This is a genomic window from Thalassospira indica (assembly GCF_003403095.1).
GTDB classification, from domain to species: Bacteria; Pseudomonadota; Alphaproteobacteria; order Rhodospirillales; family Thalassospiraceae; genus Thalassospira; species Thalassospira indica.
Genome location: NZ_CP031555.1, coordinates 1,485,503 through 1,502,992 on the forward strand (window position 1 = coordinate 1,485,503; position 17,490 = coordinate 1,502,992).

Annotated in this window: 17 protein-coding genes; 5 read left to right on the plus strand and 12 right to left on the minus strand. The window is 55.1% G+C overall.

From position 1 onward, the window contains the following. Positions 1-75 precede the first annotated feature (75 nt). The 5 genes from purL to DY252_RS06995 all read right to left on the minus strand — a co-directional run bounded on the left by purL (position 76) and on the right by DY252_RS06995 (position 5,189). Entirely contained in the window at positions 76-2,286 is a 2,211-nt protein-coding gene (purL, locus tag DY252_RS06975; protein WP_064789355.1) for a phosphoribosylformylglycinamidine synthase subunit PurL, read from the minus strand. After that, positions 2,283-2,972, minus strand: a complete 690-nt coding sequence (purQ, locus tag DY252_RS06980; protein WP_008891732.1) for a phosphoribosylformylglycinamidine synthase subunit PurQ — start codon at positions 2,970-2,972, stop codon at positions 2,283-2,285. Before purQ ends, purL begins: the two co-directional genes overlap by 4 nt. Before the next feature lie 86 nt (positions 2,973-3,058). Further along, positions 3,059-3,298 (minus strand): phosphoribosylformylglycinamidine synthase subunit PurS, encoded by a 240-nt coding sequence (purS, locus tag DY252_RS06985; protein WP_064789354.1) that lies wholly within the window; start codon positions 3,296-3,298, stop codon positions 3,059-3,061. 124 nt (positions 3,299-3,422) lie between these two features. Further along, positions 3,423-4,187: a phosphoribosylaminoimidazolesuccinocarboxamide synthase gene (gene purC, locus DY252_RS06990; protein ID WP_008891730.1), complete on the minus strand. Its 765-nt coding sequence runs from the start codon at positions 4,185-4,187 to the stop codon at positions 3,423-3,425. A gap of 222 nt (positions 4,188-4,409) precedes the next feature. Then, complete coding sequence (locus DY252_RS06995; protein WP_040824476.1) at positions 4,410-5,189, minus strand: NRDE family protein; 780 nt, start codon at positions 5,187-5,189, stop codon at positions 4,410-4,412. Between the two features lie 164 nt (positions 5,190-5,353). On the opposite strand from DY252_RS06995, the gene DY252_RS07000 reads away from it, so the two are divergent. The 3 genes from DY252_RS07000 to DY252_RS07010 all read left to right on the plus strand — a co-directional run bounded on the left by DY252_RS07000 (position 5,354) and on the right by DY252_RS07010 (position 7,332). Further along, positions 5,354-5,671, plus strand: coding sequence for a DUF1476 domain-containing protein (locus tag DY252_RS07000; RefSeq protein ID WP_008891728.1), 318 nt, complete (start codon positions 5,354-5,356; stop codon positions 5,669-5,671). Positions 5,672-5,836: 165 nt separating this feature from the next. After that, positions 5,837-6,514, plus strand: a complete 678-nt coding sequence (locus DY252_RS07005) for a response regulator (protein WP_008891727.1) — start codon at positions 5,837-5,839, stop codon at positions 6,512-6,514. A 122-nt stretch (positions 6,515-6,636) separates the two neighbouring features. Beyond that, a complete protein-coding gene (locus DY252_RS07010; RefSeq protein WP_064789353.1) occupies positions 6,637-7,332 on the plus strand; it encodes a CTP synthase C-terminal region-related (seleno)protein in 696 nt (231 codons plus the stop codon). Between the two features lie 52 nt (positions 7,333-7,384). Here DY252_RS07010 and DY252_RS07015 read toward each other — a convergent pair whose 3' ends face one another. Continuing rightward, on the minus strand, positions 7,385-8,308 hold the full coding sequence (locus tag DY252_RS07015) for a DMT family transporter (RefSeq protein WP_064789467.1): 924 nt from the start codon (positions 8,306-8,308) through the stop codon (positions 7,385-7,387). Positions 8,309-8,407: 99 nt separating this feature from the next. Here DY252_RS07015 and DY252_RS07020 point away from each other — a divergent pair, with 99 nt between their 5' ends. Beyond that, positions 8,408-9,343: a LysR substrate-binding domain-containing protein gene (locus DY252_RS07020; RefSeq protein WP_064789352.1), complete on the plus strand. Its 936-nt coding sequence runs from the start codon at positions 8,408-8,410 to the stop codon at positions 9,341-9,343. A 17-nt stretch (positions 9,344-9,360) separates the two neighbouring features. Here the strand turns inward: DY252_RS07020 and DY252_RS07025 are convergent, their stop codons facing one another. Both DY252_RS07025 and purB read right to left on the minus strand, forming a co-directional pair. Next, on the minus strand, positions 9,361-9,981 hold the full coding sequence (locus DY252_RS07025; RefSeq protein ID WP_064789351.1) for a YbhB/YbcL family Raf kinase inhibitor-like protein: 621 nt from the start codon (positions 9,979-9,981) through the stop codon (positions 9,361-9,363). A gap of 165 nt (positions 9,982-10,146) precedes the next feature. Continuing rightward, positions 10,147-11,457 carry an adenylosuccinate lyase gene (gene purB, locus DY252_RS07030; protein ID WP_064789350.1) on the minus strand — a complete coding sequence of 437 codons (1,311 nt, stop codon included), beginning with the start codon at positions 11,455-11,457 and terminating at the stop codon, positions 10,147-10,149. Between the two features lie 291 nt (positions 11,458-11,748). Here purB and DY252_RS07035 point away from each other — a divergent pair, with 291 nt between their 5' ends. Then, positions 11,749-13,509, plus strand: coding sequence for an HD family phosphohydrolase (locus DY252_RS07035; RefSeq protein WP_064789349.1), 1,761 nt, complete (start codon positions 11,749-11,751; stop codon positions 13,507-13,509). A gap of 89 nt (positions 13,510-13,598) precedes the next feature. On the opposite strand, the gene DY252_RS07040 is transcribed toward DY252_RS07035, so the two are convergent. The 4 genes from DY252_RS07040 to oppB are packed head-to-tail and all read right to left on the minus strand — an operon-like array spanning position 13,599 to position 17,432. Further along, positions 13,599-14,612, minus strand: a complete 1,014-nt coding sequence (locus tag DY252_RS07040) for an ABC transporter ATP-binding protein (RefSeq protein WP_269451525.1) — start codon at positions 14,610-14,612, stop codon at positions 13,599-13,601. Next, a complete protein-coding gene (locus DY252_RS07045) occupies positions 14,609-15,583 on the minus strand; it encodes an ABC transporter ATP-binding protein (protein ID WP_064779508.1) in 975 nt (324 codons plus the stop codon). Before DY252_RS07045 ends, DY252_RS07040 begins: the two co-directional genes overlap by 4 nt. 17 nt (positions 15,584-15,600) lie before the next feature. Next, on the minus strand, positions 15,601-16,506 hold the full coding sequence (gene oppC / locus DY252_RS07050; protein WP_129542694.1) for an oligopeptide ABC transporter permease OppC: 906 nt from the start codon (positions 16,504-16,506) through the stop codon (positions 15,601-15,603). Between the two features lie 2 nt (positions 16,507-16,508). Continuing rightward, positions 16,509-17,432: an oligopeptide ABC transporter permease OppB gene (gene oppB / locus DY252_RS07055; protein WP_063088937.1), complete on the minus strand. Its 924-nt coding sequence runs from the start codon at positions 17,430-17,432 to the stop codon at positions 16,509-16,511. Positions 17,433-17,490 lie beyond the last annotated feature (58 nt).

Here is a 17,490-nt window from a genome sequence, read left to right on the forward strand (position 1 = left end):
GCGGCCAAGCCAAAATCACAAAACCCCGCCAGATTGCTCCGGCGGGGTTTTTTGTTTGTTTTGCCTGAGGCCTGATTAAACGGCTTCGGCCATGAAGGATGGCATCCAGCCTTCATTGAGTTCGCGCAGTTCGGAAAGCGATACTTTGTCGCCGCCATCAATGACGACTGCATCACCGCCAGCCTGACCGATAATCACGGCTGCGACATTCGCACTGCCTGCAGCGTTCAGAACCTTGTCCGGATCGCGGGTTGCGATCACGTAACGGCCCTGATCTTCGCCAAACAGCCATGCGACTTCGCTGCCAGCTTCCGGCAGATGCAGGTCAGCACCGATATTGCCTGCAAGGCACATTTCGGCAACGGTGACCAGAAGGCCGCCATCAGCGATATCGTGGCAAGTGCGTACCAGACCAAGTTCGATCAGTTCACGCACCAGCGTACCGGCACGCTTTTCAGCCCCCAGATCGACCGGCGGCGGGGCGCCTTCTTCGCGACCTTCGATGGTCTTGAGATACAGCGACTGACCCAGTTCACCGGTTGCCGCACCGATCATGATCAGCGCACTGTCATCGCGTTTGATGCCAATCGTTGCGTGGTGACCGAGATCGGAAATCAGGCCAACGCCACCAATGGCCGGGGTCGGCATGATGCCCACACCGTTGGTTTCGTTGTAAAGTGACACGTTGCCCGACACGACCGGGAAATCCAGTGCAATACAGGCTTCGCCAATCCCCTGGCAGGCCCCAACGAACTGACCCATGATGCGCGGGCGTTCCGGGTTGCCGAAGTTCATGTTATCCGTGATGGCAAGCGGCTTGGCGCCGGTTGCAACCAGGTTGCGGTAGGCTTCGGCAACGGCCTGTTTGCCGCCTTCGACCGGATCGGCCATGACATAGCGCGGGGTGCAGTCGGTGGTCGCGGCAAGGCCCTTGTTCGTACCTTCGACGCGGACAACGCCGGCATCACCGCCCGGACGGACAATCGTGTTGCCACGGACCAGATGATCATACTGTTCCCAGATCCAGCGACGCGACGCGAGGTCGGGCGATGCGATCAGGGTTTTCAGCGCGTCAACATGGCTGACCTTGGCCGAAATGCTGTTGGGATCGATGCGATCCTGTTTCGGGGTCGGTTCCCACGGACGATCATATTCCGGCGATGCTTCGGCCAGCGGATCAATCGGCAGATCACCGGCAACTTCACCATGCCATTTCAGAACCATGCGCTTGGTATCGGTGAGCGTACCGATAACGGCAAAGTCGAGTTCCCATTTGTCAAAGATCGCCTTGGCGGCATCTTCGCAACCGGGTTTGAGGACCATCAGCATGCGTTCCTGCGACTCTGACAGCATCAGCTCGTAGGGCGTCATGCCTTCTTCGCGCATTGGAACTTTATCAAGCCACAGCTCAACACCAACGCCGCCCTTGGATGCCATTTCGAACGAGGACGAGGTCAGGCCCGCAGCCCCCATATCCTGAATGGCGACGATCATGTCGGTCGCCATCAGCTCAAGGCACGCTTCCAGCAGGAGCTTTTCGGTGAACGGATCACCGACCTGAACGGTAGGACGCTTTTCTTCGCTGTCATCATCAAACTCGGCTGATGCCATGGTCGCGCCATGGATACCGTCACGTCCGGTTTTCGAGCCGACATAAACAACCGGGTTCCCGATGCCAGCCGCGGCTGAGTAGAAGATATTATCGGTATCGGCCAGACCCACGGTCATCGCATTGACCAGGATGTTGCCGTTATACGACGCATGGAAGTTGGTTTCACCGCCAATGGTAGGAACGCCCATGCAGTTGCCATACCCGCCGATGCCTTCGACCACACCGCTCAGAAGATGGCGGGTTTTCGGATGATCAGGCTCGCCAAAGCGAAGCGCATTGAGGTTTGCGACCGGACGTGCACCCATGGTGAAGACGTCACGCATGATGCCGCCAACACCGGTTGCAGCCCCCTGATAGGGTTCGATAAAGGACGGGTGGTTGTGGCTTTCCATCTTGAAGACGGCTGCCTGACCATCACCGATGTCAATCACGCCGGCATTTTCGCCCGGCCCCTGAATGACCCACTCGGCCTTGGTCGGAAGGGTTTTCAGCCATTTTTTCGAGGACTTGTAGGAGCAGTGCTCAGACCACATGACCGAGAAGATGCCAAGCTCGTTGATGTTGGGTTCGCGACCCATGATTTCGAGAACGAGTTTGTATTCTTCTTCGTTCAGGCCGTGTTCCTTGACCAGTTCCGGCGTGATCGGCGTGCTGTTGAAATCGTTGGAGCTCACGATGCGGCCTCCACCATGCTTTTGAACAGATTGCGGCCATCGGTGCCACCATGCAGCGGATCGATTGCATTTTCCGGGTGGGGCATCATACCAAGGACGTTGCCCGCCTCGTTGATGATGCCGGCAATATTGCGCTGGGAACCATTGAGGTTGGTCGCCGGATCAACTTTGCCATCGACATCGCAGTAACGCAGAACAACGCGACCTTCGCCTTCAAGGCGGTCAAGCGTGTCGCTGTCGGCAAAATAGTTGCCGTCGTGATGGGCGACCGGATATTCGACAATCTCGCCCGCGCCATAAAGATTGGTAAAGCGCGTATCGGCGTTTTCGACTTTCAGGTGCGTGTTCTTGCAGATGAATTTCAGGCTGGCATTGCGCATCAGTGCACCGGGCAGAAGGCCTGCCTCGGTCAGGATCTGGAAGCCGTTGCAAACGCCAATGGTGGTTACACCCTGTTTGGCACGTTCGGCAACCGCACGCATGATCGGCGACTTGGCCGCCATGGCGCCACAACGCAAATAGTCGCCATAGGAAAAGCCACCCGGGACCATGATGATGTCGGTCTTTGGCAGCTCGGTGTCGCCATGCCAGACCAGGGTGGGCTCGGTGCCGGTGGCCTGTTTCAGTGCTGCGATGGCGTCATTCTCCCGGTTGATGCCGGGAAACAGGATGACAGCGGATTTCATGAAATACCGTCTCTTGATTAGTGTCGGTTACTTAATCCCGATAGACAAAGGCCCTGCCGTGACAAGACCCCGCCCGCCACGGGCGATCAGGCCAGCTCGATGCTGTAATCTTCGATCACGGTATTGGCGAGAAGCTTCTCGCACATTTCCTTGACCTCGGCTTCGGCCTTGGCGGCATCGGTGCCATCCAGTTCGAGTTCGATGAATTTGCCCTGACGGACGTCATTGATGCCATCAAAACCCAGGCCCTGAAGGGCGTGGTGAACGGCTTTGCCCTGCGGGTCGAGAACGCCGTTCTTCAGGGTGACATGAACACGTGCTTTCACGAGAAGCTCCTTTAAGTTCGCATGCGCGGGTCTCGCGCGGGGTTCTGTTTGCAAACAAAACGCTGTCCGACACACATGGCCGACCAGCCATAAGAAAAGGCCGCGCGAGCGCGGCCTTGGGGTGTTATTTGGTTTCGTCTTTTTTAAGCTGCTCTATTTCGGCGGACTCAGGGAGGACACCAAGACGGCGTGCGACTTCCTGATAGGCCTCTTCGACACCGCCGAGATCGCGGCGGAAGCGGTCCTTGTCCATCTTTTCGTTGGTGATCGCATCCCAAAGACGGCAGTTATCCGGGCTGAATTCATCGGCCAGGACCAACTGCGGGAAGTCGCCTTCCCATACGCGGCCGAACTCAAGCTTGAAATCAACCAGTTTCAGGCCAATACCGCGCATCAGACCACACAGGTAGTCATTGACGCGAAGGGTCATGCCGACAATTTCCTCAAGCTCTTCAGCACCTGCCCAACCCAGAGCAAGGATGTGTTCATCCGACACCAGCGGATCACCCAGCGCATCGTCCTTGTAATAGAACTCGACGATCGGGCGCGGCAGGCGTTCGCCTTCTTCAAGGCCAAGACGTTTGGCCATCGAACCGGCAACGATGTTGCGGACCACGACTTCGATCGGAACAATTTCGCATTTCTTGCAAAGCTGTTCGCGCATGTTCAGGCGGCGAATGAAGTGAGTCGGAATGCCGATTTCTGCCAGACGGGTCATGACGAATTCGGTGATCATGTTGTTCAGGACACCCTTGCCGGCAATGGTGCCGCGCTTCTGGGCGTTGAACGCCGTGGCGTCGTCCTTGAAATACTGAATGATCGTTCCGGGCTCTGTACCTTCGTAAAGAACCTTGGCTTTACCCTCGTAGATGGGCTGCTTTCTGGACATTGGCGGGATCTTTCACAACTTGGCCTGCTGCTTGTGTGGGCAGGCACCCTGAAATTCGCGCCCTCCGTATAGCAGTGCTTGGCGAGAAACTCAATTGTCGCTTAAGCTCTATTTATGCAAACTTGATAATCGAAATTTGCAACCGTCAGCATCTGTATCGCAGAGGGCCGGAATTGCGGCGATAACCTGTTGAACTAAAAAGGCGTTGATCGCCATCTGGTGTTAGACGTCGACCGGATGGAACGGTGTTTTGTCGGGCTGGCCTTCGGCAAACAGCCAGACCGGGCGTCTCGGCAGTTCATGTTCGCTTGTGGGAATCGCCGGAAGCCCGATCAGCGACGAACAGATGGTCTCAAATCCGATATTGCTGCGCACCAGCATGGCATCGGCACGGATGTCATGATGATCCGGGTCCGGGGCCTCTGTTCCGGTATCAGCCAAAAGCGCCTGCCAGGCAAACCAGTCGTCGGCTTCGGGGTGCGGAGCCGGGGCACTGACAAAGCGCGGCAGATTGCGTTTGGTTCGCGCACTGTTTTGCGTGTCATTAAGGTCATGGGCGGTCAGAATCGAAAGACCTTCGGGGATTTCAGTAATTTCGATCTTGCCCGTACCGCGGTTTGCCAGCCAATAGGCATCCCGGTTATCGGCGATCACCATGTTAAACGGGCGATAGGCATCGCCATCCAGTTCGGCAAGGGCTTGTGCGGCGTCAATCGCGTCGGCATGGTCAAGTGCCTCGAGCGGCAACTCCCCGCGTGATCGTTTGCCATCGGCAGGGCCCAGCGTGCCATAGCGGTTAAGCACAGCGGCAACCACCCCGTCCTCATTGACACCAAGCCAAGTTCCCCCGGCGGTCTCGTCCAGACCAGCAATGACATCAGGGCGGTCTTCCCAGTGGCGCGCAGGCGCCTTCCAGGGACGGTTATTCATTTCATCGCGATTGGCGCCAATGATCACCGGCCAGTCATGGTCGGGGCGGCGTAAAATAATGACTGTACACATGAGCCAGATCAAAGCGTGCTGAACCGCACTTTGTCAAATTCAAAAGTATAAGCCAAACAAGTGAAATCGGTGTCGTTTGTTGTCATATAAAATGCTATGACAGACAATGGCTTGACCGGTTTGGCTCCGATGACAATATGACCAGCTTACAGGAGGAATCGATAATGAGCAGCTTTAATGATCGTGAACGCGGGTTTGAAGCAAAGTACAGCTTTGATCTTGAACAGGATTTTCGTGTCGAAACCCATCTTTATAAAATGCTGATCCAGTGGGCTGGCGAACAGATGGGCATGTCCCCCGAAGAATGTCAGGATTACACGCGCAAGATCATTGGCGAGGTTGTTGCCAACCCGCGTGAAAACGGTGTTGTTGCCCTGTTGCTGGCCGATTTTGGACGCAAAAATATCGACGTCACAGCCTCTGCCTTGAATGTAAAGCTCGAAGAACTACGTCCGGTTGCGCGTGCAGAGGTACTGTCGTGATTGCGCGCTAGTGCATCTGCTTGGAAAACTTCTCGTTTGCTAATATGTGCAGCCTTACGTATCCTGAGCTCCCCAGACCGAAAAATTGAGTAGGTGCAACCTTTTGGTGTGGTATCCTTCGCAGGTAGGTGAAGGAGCCGATTAGGTAGATGAAAGGCGACAGCATTGCGTATCCTTTTGGCGGACGATCACGATCTTGTTCGTGAGGCAATCTCGCTACTGTTCCAACAGTATTTCGATGACTGTGAAGTGGCCGAAGCAGGGGCATTGGACCCCGCACTCGAGCTGATAGCAGCCAATAATACATTCGATCTGGTGCTGCTTGATCTGCGCATGCCGGGGATGAATGGACTTGAAGGTTTGAAGCGCACCTTGGAGAAGGTGGCAGATTCGACCTTTGTGGTTCTGCTTTCTGGCGCATATCGAAGTGAAGATGTCCGCAAGGCGCTTGAGGCCGGTGCGCATGGCTTTATTCCCAAGACACTGCGTGGGCAGGCCTTGGCAAATGCTGTGCAGCTGGTTCTGGCTGGTGACAAATACCTGCCGTCGTCGATTCTGAACGACATGAATGACAACATGTCAGGCGGGGGTGATGGCGAAGGTCGCCTTGCCGGCGGTTTTGGTAGTGAGGGTGATTTTGGACGTCTGACACCGCGTGAACGTGAAGTTCTCGCACTGCTGTCAGAAGGACGTCCGAACAAGGACATTGCCCGTCACCTTGATCTGCGCGAAATCACGGTGAAGTACCATCTGAAAAACATCTATCGCAAACTGAACGTCTCGAACCGTGCGCAGGCCGTGAAAATGGCTCTTGAAGATATGGCGCGGTCCGGAACTTTGTAGTAAGTTCGACAAAGGCAGCTCAGTTTGGTGCTCAAATCCCGGCTCGTGATTTCACGGGCCGTTTTTTGTTGTCTGAACCGGCTTTTCTCCCTCGTCATTGAAAACGAAACGAGGAAATAGTTATGACCGTCACCATCGCACTTGTCGGCGATTACAACCCGAACGTCACCGCCCATCAGGCCATCCCAAAGGCCCTGGACTTGGCCGTCAAAAATCTTGGACTCACCGTCACATTTGACTGGGTCGCGACATCCGACATTGATTGCCCAGATGCCAAAATCCTTGATGGCTATAACGGGATCTGGTGCGTGCCTGCCAGCCCGTATCAAAGCTTTGACGGTGCGCTTTCCGCCATTCGGCGTGCGCGTGAAAGCCGGATTGCTTTTCTGGGAACCTGTGGCGGGTATCAGCACGCGATCTTGGAATATGCCCGTAATGTTCTTGGGCTTGCCGATGCGGCAAATGCGGAAATCGACCCGAATGCTTCATTGCCCCTGATCGCGCCGCTTAGCTGTGCATTGATTGATCAGGATGGTGGGATCGACCTTGCGGAAAACAGTGTAATCCGCAAGGTTTGTGGTGCCGCGCATTTGACGGAAACTTATCGCTGCTCATTCGGGTTTAACCCGGAATATGCACATGTGCTTGATGGCCGGGATCTTCGGATTGTGGCCTGGGATCGGGATCGTGATCCGCGTGCGATTGAGCTTCGCGGTCATCCGTTCTTTATTGGGACCGCGTTTCAGCCCGAACGTGCTGCACTGCGTGGCGAAGACCATCCGTTGATCAACGCATTCGTACGTGCTGCTGCGGGCTAACAAGCTTTCTGAAGATCCCCTGCACACCTGATGTGTGCGGGGGACTGATTTATCAGCTTTGCTGTGATGGCAAATTTGCCAGGCGGCGTTGCATCGGTGGGGTACGCCCCGATTGCATCATGACAACCCCTGTCAGGATTGCCACCAGTGCAGTCAGATCAAGCAGTTGAACGCTTTCTCCCAAAATCAGCGAGCCGGTCAGAACGGCGATAATCGGTGGGATATAGGTCACGCTTGCCGCTTTGACCGCACCAAGATTTTCGACAACGAAGTAATAGCACAAATACGCAAAGCCGGTGCCAAGCAGGCCAAGCCCAAAGAACAGGCCAAGGGCGATCCAGCCATTGTCAAAGATCGCGCTGGCGCCGTCAAAGTCGGTGGTAACAAGCAATGTCAGTGCGGCAATACCCAATTGATAGGTGCAAAGTGCAAGAGGCGAAATGCCAAGCGGGCTCAGGAATCGGCGGGCATAGACAAAGGACAGGCCAACGCATAGGGACCCCAGTCCGATATAGCCAACCCCGGCGAGATCGCTTGCCGAAACACTTGCGTCCCACGGGCGCGCAATCATCGCGACCCCGATAAAGCCAACACCCAATCCAAGAAGCGAGCGACGATTAACAGGCTCATCGCGCAAAAAGGCCGCAGCGGTGATAAACGAAATCATCGGAATGGCGCCGCTTAGCATCCCGGCAAGGCTGGATGGCAAAAGCTGAATGCCCTTGGCAAAGCTGAAATAGTAAAGACTGCCCGCCAGAACCGACATCACGATAAAATGGTGGGTAAAGCGCAAATGCCGCCATTTAAGTTTTCGCCCGATCAGGGCTGCGGCAAAAACCGGCAGGAACCCCATAAACACGCGAACGGCGGCAATTTGTGTCGGGGTGATCAGGGTGCTGGCGCTTTTGTTAAACAGAAACGTCATGCCCCAGGCAAGGGCCAGAAATCCGAACACGATATAGGCTTTGTTTTTCATAATGGCGGACCAGTTTGGAAAAATCATGGCCCATTGTCTTAATTCCCGGTATTTTTCACAAATCATACTATCTGGATCATGAAATAGAAAAACTGCGTTATGGGATCATATCCACCGCTTAAATCACTGCCAGCGTTCGAGGCATCCATGCGCCTGAAAAGCTTTGCGCTGGCGGCGGATGAATTGAATGTCACGCCCGGTGCGGTGGGGCAGCAAATTCGCAAGCTTGAAGACTGGCTTGGGGTGGAGTTGTTTACGCGCACAGTCCGGCAGATCACGCCAACGGCGGATGGTCTGGCTTATGCTGCGCGCATTGCCCCGGCCTTGCAGCAGATCCGCGATGCCAGCCATCAATTACGCGATCAGTCAAATCATGCGGTGCGGTTCGTGATGCCGCCAAGCTTCGCGGCAAAATGGTTTTCCAAGCGGATGTCGCGGTTTTTGATCGCCCATCCTGAAATGTCGCTTCATGTCGGATCATCGTCGGTCCTTTTGGATTTTGATCACGATCCGGTCGATCTGGCCGTGCGCTATTTCGATGGCGTCGATGAAAGCCTTGAAACCATATTGCTGTATCAGGGGCAGGCGGCGGCCTTTTGCGCGCCGTCCTACCGCGACAGGTTGGGACTGGATCGCCCCGATGACCTTGCGCGGGCGACGGTGTTGAATGATATCCTGCATCCGTGGTGGGAAGAATGGCTGGGCCGGTTTTCAACCCTGACGGCGCCTGATATTCGCGCCATAAAACGCGTGGAAATCGATCAGACATCCATGGCGATTGAGGCGGCCATTCATGGGCAGGGTGTCGTTCTTGCAAACCCGCTTCTGGCCGAGGAAGACATTTCCGAAGGCAAACTGATCCACCTGTTTCCGGATCAGGTCGTCAAAGTGCCGTCAGGCTATTATCTGGTTTGGCCGAAGAACTGTGATCTGCGTGCACCGGTCAAGGAATTCCGCGACTGGCTGCTAGCAGAGGCCAGCGACCTTGGCATCAAACAACAAACCCCGGCCGAAAGGTTTCGACCGGGGTTGTAAAAGCGGTACGGCGCGGATTACAGATCGCGGTTCATGGTGTAGGTGCCCATGTAGCTTGACTTGCCAAGGACATGGCCCTCAATGGCGGCAAGGGCATCCGGGCCGGTAAACGGCTCTGGCAGGTCGATCTTGTCGGTATCAAGCGCATAGACCGTGAAATGATAGTGGTGAATGATCGAATCATTCCATGGCGGGCAGGGACCGTCATAGTCGCCGTAATCACCGCCCATATCAGTATCGCCGGCAAACCAGTCGGTATAGTTGTTCAGCCCTGCCGTACCATATGGCTTGGCGCCGGGCATCTTGCCCTTTGGCGTCACACCATTGGACGCGACACCTTCTTCAAGCTTTGTAATGCTGGCCGGGATATTGACCAGAACCCAGTGGTAGAAATCAACACGCGGCAGGCTTGCCGGGACTTCCTTGCCTTCGATATTGACGTCCTCACCCGATGACGGGACATCCGGGTCATGACAGATCAGTGCGAAGGATTTGGTGCCTTCGGGAATGTCGCTCCAGGAAATGGCGGGACTGATATTGTCCGATGTTTCAAACCTGCCCTCTGCCGGAATTTTACCGAACGCGAACTTGGCCGGGATCGGCGCGCCGTCTTCCCATCCTTTGATGCTCAGTTTCATTGCTATGCCTTTCCTGTAATTGACATTTTTTGATGTGTTGGCTGTGTTCGATATAGCTCAGCATCAATGATGCGCAATGCCAAAGGCCGGTCTAAGCGCACCCCCCCCCAACGAAAAAGCCCCGGCCAGACGACCGGGGCTTTGAAGCAGGCTTTGGTGTTTTGCTTAGTCCGCAAAGACACGGGCAAAGATCGTGTCGACATGCTTGGTGTGGTAGCCAAGGTCAAACAGCGCTTCGAGCTTGTCCATCGGAATGCGGTTGGTAACGTCTTCGTCGGTTTTCAGAAGCGACAGAAGATCGCCTTCGCGGTTCCAGACCTTCATCGCGTTACGCTGAACGATGCGATACGAATCTTCGCGCGAAACACCATACTGGGTCAGGGTAAGCAGAACGCGCTGCGAGAAGACCAGACCACCCATCTGGTTCAGGATCTCGTCCATGCGTTCCGGATAGACAACCAGGTTTTCAACAACGTTGGTCAGACGCATCAGGGCGAAATCAAGCGTGACGGTCGCATCCGGGCCAATGTTACGTTCGACCGAGCTGTGCGAAATGTCGCGTTCGTGCCACAGGGCAACGTTTTCCATAGCCGGGATGGCCATCGAACGCACCAGACGGGCAAGTCCGGTCAGGTTTTCGGTCAGAACCGGGTTACGCTTGTGCGGCATCGCCGAGGAGCCTTTCTGCCCCTTGGAGAAGAATTCTTCCACTTCGCGAACTTCGGTGCGCTGCAGGTGACGGATTTCGGTTGCCAGATGTTCGATCGACGATGCGATGACACCAAGGGCTGCGAAATACGCGGCATGACGGTCGCGCGGGATCACCTGGGTCGAAACCGGTTCCGGTTTCAGGCCAAGCTTGGCGGCAACATGTTCTTCAACACTCGGGTCGATGTTGGCGAATGTGCCAACCGCGCCGGAAATTGCGCAGGTCGAAATTTCATCACGTGCGGCAACAAGGCGATCACGGTTACGTTTGAATTCCGCATAGAAAGTCGCAAGCTTAAGACCAAAGGTCACCGGCTCTGCGTGGATGCCGTGCGAACGGCCCATGCAGGGGACATCTTTGGTTTCATAGGCGCGCTTTTTAAGCGCAGCCAGAAGCTTGTCCATATCTTCAAGCAGGATGTCGGTTGCCTGGGCAAGCTGCACGTTAAAGCAGGTATCAAGCACGTCCGAGCTCGTCATGCCCTGATGCACGAAACGGGCTTCTTCGCCGACCTGTTCGGCCAGTTCGGTCAGAAACGCGATCACATCGTGTTTGACTTCGGCTTCGACGGCATCAATGCGGTCAATGCGGTCCTGGGTATAAGGCTTGTCGCCTTTTTCCCAGACAAGCTTGGCAGAATCAGCCGGGATAACACCCAGTTCGGCCAGTTTGTCAGCAGCGTGGGCTTCGATTTCGAACCAGATACGGAACTTGTTCGCCGGTTCCCAGATGGATGTCATCTGCGGACGGGAATAACGGGGGATCATGCGGTCGCCTCCGGGCAAGATGGTTGGGTGCCGGAAATAGATCTCGATGATCGGAATGCGTAGTTGATTGCACGATCACGGCGCCGGCACGCTTTCACGGGGTCGGATAGTCCATTCCGGGCAAATTGGCAACCCTGCAGACGGGTATGGCAGGATTGTGAGGTGATTTTACCGCTCGGAAACTTGTGCGCTGTTAGAAAAATAGCAACTTATTGAGAATATATCGTGTAAGCAGGCAGGATGTATCTTCGACGACGCGGTTAATCCGAATGCGAAGTGGGCAGAATTTTTATGGCGCGTGAACGCGACGGGGCCAAAAATCATCAGAAAGATGTGACACAGGTCCGCAATACAGAGGCAAACTATCTGGCGGAACTGGTTGAACTGGGTATCGCCCTGTCGGCACAGCAGGGGCGCGAAGAGCTTAACCAGAAAATCCTGATGGCCGCGCGAAACTTTACCAACGCCGATGGTGGATCGCTTTATGTCGTCAATCAGGACGAAAGCGAGCTTCATTTTCGTATCATGGTCAATGATACGCTTGAGACGTTCTTTGTCTCGGGCCGCGAAACCGAGAAACCATTCCCGCCCTTGCCACTTTATGACGACGAAGGCCGCCCGAACTACGCCAATATCGCGACCTATGTCGCGCTGACCGGCAAGGCGATCAATATTGATGACGCCTATAGTGCCGAGGGATTTGATTTTACCGGCACCCGGGCATTTGATGCCAAAACAGGGTATCGTTCCAAATCCTTCCTGACCGTGCCGCTTAAAAACACCAGCGGCGTTGTGATCGGCGTTTTGCAGCTGATCAACGCGCGGGACGATGCGGGCAATGTGATTTCCTTTGATCCGGCGATAGAGCCGATCATCAATGCGCTGGCAAGTCAGGCGGCGGTTGCCATTGAAAACAGCCGATTGCTGGTGGCACAGCGCGACCTGATGGAGAGCTTCGTGCGTGTGCTGGGGCAGGCGATTGATGCCAAATCACCGCACACAGCAGGCCACTGTTCGCGGGTTCCGATCATAGCCCGCATGCTGGCCCAGGCGGCCGTGGATGACCGGGATGGCACATTTTCCAATTTCTATCTGACAGATATGGAATGGTACGAGCTTGACCTATCCGCCTGGCTTCATGATTGCGGCAAGATCGTCACCCCCGATCATGTCATGGAAAAAGCCACCAAGCTTGAAACCATCCATAACCGTATTCACGAAGTCCGAACGCGCTTTGAAGTCCTGCGTCGTGATGCCGAGATCGAGATGCTTAAACGCAAGCTTGATGGCGAAGACGTACTTCAGTGCGAAGCCGATTTTGCCCGCCGGGTGACCGAACTTGAGACCCAGTTTGCCATGGTGGCGGACGCCAATATTGGCGATACCGAACTTGATACCGACACCATCTTTGCCCTGCATGACATCGCAGAGCAGGAATGGACGCGGTATTTTGATCGCACCATCGGCTTGTCCTGGTCGGAACAACAGCGCCTTGATGATGCGAAACTGGCCGAACTGCGCGCAACCGGCACTGAAAAGCTTCTGATGGATCGTGAAACCGACATCTATAACGGTTTTAACCGGGGCGAGCTTTATAACCTCTCGATCCCGCACGGCACCCTGACATCCGAAGAACGTCAGGTGATCAACGATCATGTCGTCATTACCCAGGATATGTTGGCCCAATTGCCATATCCCAAGGAACTTCAACGCATTCCCGATATTGCTGGCAACCATCATGAAAAAATGGACGGTTCAGGCTATCCGCGTGGTCTGACGGGCGATGATATGGGTATCCTCGAAAAGGTCATGGTGATCGCCGATGTGTTCGAGGCGCTAACAGCTGTGGATCGCCCCTATAAACGGCCGAAGACACTGTCTGAATGTATCTCGATCCTGGCCGATATGCGCGACAAGGGGCAGATCGATAGCGACCTGTTCGAGCTTTTCCTGACAAGCGGCACCTATCAGGAATACGGACGCAAGTATTTGCGCGAAGATCAGCGCGACGACGTCGATATCGCACAGTTCATCATCTCCAATCCTGACTAGACAGCTTTCCGCACACGGATAGAAAAAAAGACCGCCACAAGGGCGGTCTTAAAAGTTTTGGTGCAGTTTCTTAGGAGGCTCTTGTTGAACTAGATGCTGTCATGGAAGTGACAGGCGACTTCTTGACTGTCTGAAACGCGTTCCAGGACCGGTGGCTCCTGCGCACATTCATCCTTGGCAAACGGGCAGCGGGTCCGGAACACGCATCCTGATGGCGGTGACAGCGGGCTTGGCAAGTCACCGGTCAGAACAATGCGTTCCTTGTTGCGTTCGATCTCGGGATCGGGGATCGGAACGGCGGAAATCAGGGCCTTGGTATAGGGGTGTCGTGGTGCGGCATAGATGCTGTCACGGTCTGCGAGTTCGGCGACATTACCCAGATACAGCACCATGATGCGGTGACAGATGTGGCGCACGATCGACAGATCATGGCTGATGAAAATCAGCGACAGGTCAAATTCCCGCTGCAATTCCTGCAACAGATTGACGATCTGGGCCTGAACGGAAACATCAAGGGCCGAGACCGGCTCGTCACAGACAATCAGTTTGGGCTCCAGGATCATTGTGCGCGCAATGCCGATGCGCTGGCACTGACCACCGGAAAACTCATGCGGATATCGGTTGATCATTTGCGGCAACAGGCCAACGCGCGCCATCATGCGTTTGACCCGTGCCTTGATTTCTTCCTTGCCGAGTTCCGGTTTATGGGTCACCAGCGGTTCGGCAATGATTTCGCCAATGGTCATGCGCGGGTTCAGGCTGGCCAACGGGTCCTGAAAAATGATCTGCAGGTCCCGGCGCAAAGGCTGCATGTCACGATGTGGTGCGCCGACAATGTTCTTGCCAAGCCAGGCAACCTGACCATCGGTTGGCGGGATCAATTGCAGGATCGCACGGCCAAGCGTGGATTTGCCACAGCCGGACTCCCCGACAACACCAAGTGTCTCGCCGGGATAAAGATCGAAATTGACGCCATCCACGGCCTTGAGCTGCCGGTCAGGGGCAAACAGGCCCTTGGACGGGATCGGGAAATGAACCTTGAGATCGCGGACCGACAGGATTGGTGACGCGTCTTTTTTAGCGGATTTGTTCATCACGCTCATTTGTCATCCTCCCGGAAACAGGCGCTGGCACGGCCATTGCCAAATTCCCTCAAAAGCGGGCGTTCCGCACAGCAGCGATCAAACACATATTCGCATCGTTCCTGATAGGCGCAGCCTTTTGGAAGGTTTTGCAAGTTGGGCGGCTGGCCGGGAATGGCAAACAGGCTTTCTTCATCAGCGCGATCAATCCGTGGCATCGATTTCAAAAGGCCTTCGGTATAGGGATGATGACTGTCGTAATAGATGTCGCGAACCGATCCGGTTTCGACAACACGCCCGCCATACATCACCATCACCCGGTCACAAAGGCCCGCCACCACGCCCAGATCATGGGTGATCATGACGGTGGCTGTGTTGAAATCCGTTTGCAGATCGCGCAACAGATCAAGGATCTGAGCCTGCACCGTCACATCAAGGGCGGTGGTCGGTTCATCGGCAATCAGAACTTCCGGGTCACATAATAGTGCCATGGCGATCATGACACGCTGGCGCATGCCCCCTGAAAACTCATGCGGATACATGTGAACGCGCTGGGCCGCGCCGGGAATTCCGACACGATCAAGCATGGTGATTGCGCGCGCCAAGGCATCGCTTTCCGACATGCCACGATGTTCGACCAGAACTTCTGTCATCTGCCGGGAGATTTTCAGAAACGGGTTCAGTGATGTCATCGGATCCTGAAAGATCATCGACATCGACACACCGCGAATTTTGTTCAATTCGCGGGGCTGCAGATTGAGGATTTCCTTGTCCTTGTATCGGACCGACCCGGTGGATGCGCCGTTTTTGGCAAGCAATCCCATCAGCGACAGGAAAATCTGTGTCTTGCCAGATCCGGACTCCCCGACAACACCAAGCGTCTCGCCCGGATCGATGTGGAAGTTGACGTTATTGACGGCCTCGACCTCGCCATCCGGGGTCTGGAAGCGCGTGGTCAGGTTTTCGACAGTCAGAATATGATTTGTGGTCATGGTTTTTCCTTTCCGCCTTACCTGTCTTTCGGATCAAGCGCATCGCGCAGACCGTCACCGATGAAGTTAAAACAGAACAGGGTGAGTGCCAGGAACACAGCCGGATAGATCAGCATCCATGTCGATGCCTCGATTACCTTGGCCCCTTCGGAAATCAGAACGCCCCAACTTGTCAGCGGCTCCTGCACACCCAGTCCAAGGAAGGACAGGAAGCTTTCGGTCAGGATCACCTGCGGGATGGTCAGCGTCATATAGACAATGACCGGGCCCAGCACGTTGGGAATGACGTGGCGGAAAATGATCTTGAAGTTCGAAACACCCGTTGCATGGGCAGCTTCGATAAATTCGCGCCGACGTAGCGACAATGTCTGACCGCGGACAATACGTGCCATGGTCAACCATTCAACCGCGCCAAGGGCGACAAAGATCAGGAAGATGTTTCGGCCAAACACAACCATCAACATGATGACAAAGAACATGAAGGGCAGGGAATAAAGCACATCGACAAACCGCATCATGATGCTGTCAATCTTGCCGCCGAAATATCCGGCAACCGCGCCGTACGTAACGCCGATGATCAGCGAGACCGTGGTTGCCAGAAGCCCGACCGCAAGCGATACACGCGCGCCATAAAGCACCCGGATAAACAGATCGCGGCCATTGCCATCGGTGCCAAAGATATGGCCGTTTTCCCAGTTCGGACCTTCCTGGATATAGCCCCAGTCGATCTGGTCATAGGCATACGGGCTCAGAAGCGGGGCAAAGATTGCGAGTAAGGTAATAATGCCCAGAATGATCATGGAGCCGACAGCCGCCTTATTGCGGAACAACCGGATACGGGCATCGCGCCACAGGCTGCGACCTTCGATTTCTTCGGCTGCGCCGGCTGATTGCAGCAGAGCTGTTTTTTCAGATTTGTTCATTATCAGCGTGACTTCAGTTTGGGATCAAGAAGGCCGTAAATCATATCGACCAGGAAATTCAGCAGAATGATCATCACCGCATAGACAATCACCACCCCCATCACGAGCGGGTAGTCGCGGTTCAACGCTGCCTTGATGAAATAGGTGCCGATACCGGGCACGCCAAAGATGCTTTCGATCACGACCGAGCCGGTCATGACGGCCGCCGTTGCCGGACCAAGATAGGAAACAACCGGTAACAGCGCGCCCTTGATGGCGTGGCGATTGACGACAAGCGTCTCGCGAAGGCCCTTGGCGCGTGCGGTTCGGATGTAATTCGAATGCAGAACTTCGACCATCGACCCGCGGGTCAGACGTGCGATATAGGCAATCTGGGGCAGGGCAAGTGCGATGATCGGAAGGATTTTGTATTCAAGTTCCCCATCCCCCCAGCCGGCGGTCGGCAGGATCGACAGATAAAGCCCAAATACCAGCGACAATAACGGCGCCATGACAAAGTTCGGAATGGCGATGCCGATCATCGCAACACCCATGACAACGAAATCAACCGCGCTGTTTTGTCGAATGGCGGCATAGGTGCCAAACGCGACGCCAAACACAAGCGCAATGGCAATCGCGCTCAGGCCCAGCTGCATCGAGGCAGGGGCACCTGCCATGATCAGTTCGGCAACCGAAAAGTCGCGGATTTTAATCGATGGTCCGAAATCGCCCTGGAAAAGCTTGCCGATATAGATCGCGTATTGTTCGACCAGCGGCTTATCAAGGTCATAGGCAGCCTTGATGTTCTTTTCGATTTCCGGCGGCAATGCGCGTTCCTGATCGAACGGGCCGCCCGGTGCGATACGCATCATGAAGAAGGCGACTGTGATCACGATGAACAATGTCGGGATCGCGATCAGCAGGCGCCGAATGGCGTAAGATAACATTTTCTCTCATCCCCGTCGGGGTGGTCACAGGCTGCGGGCGGGAGGAACACCACACAGC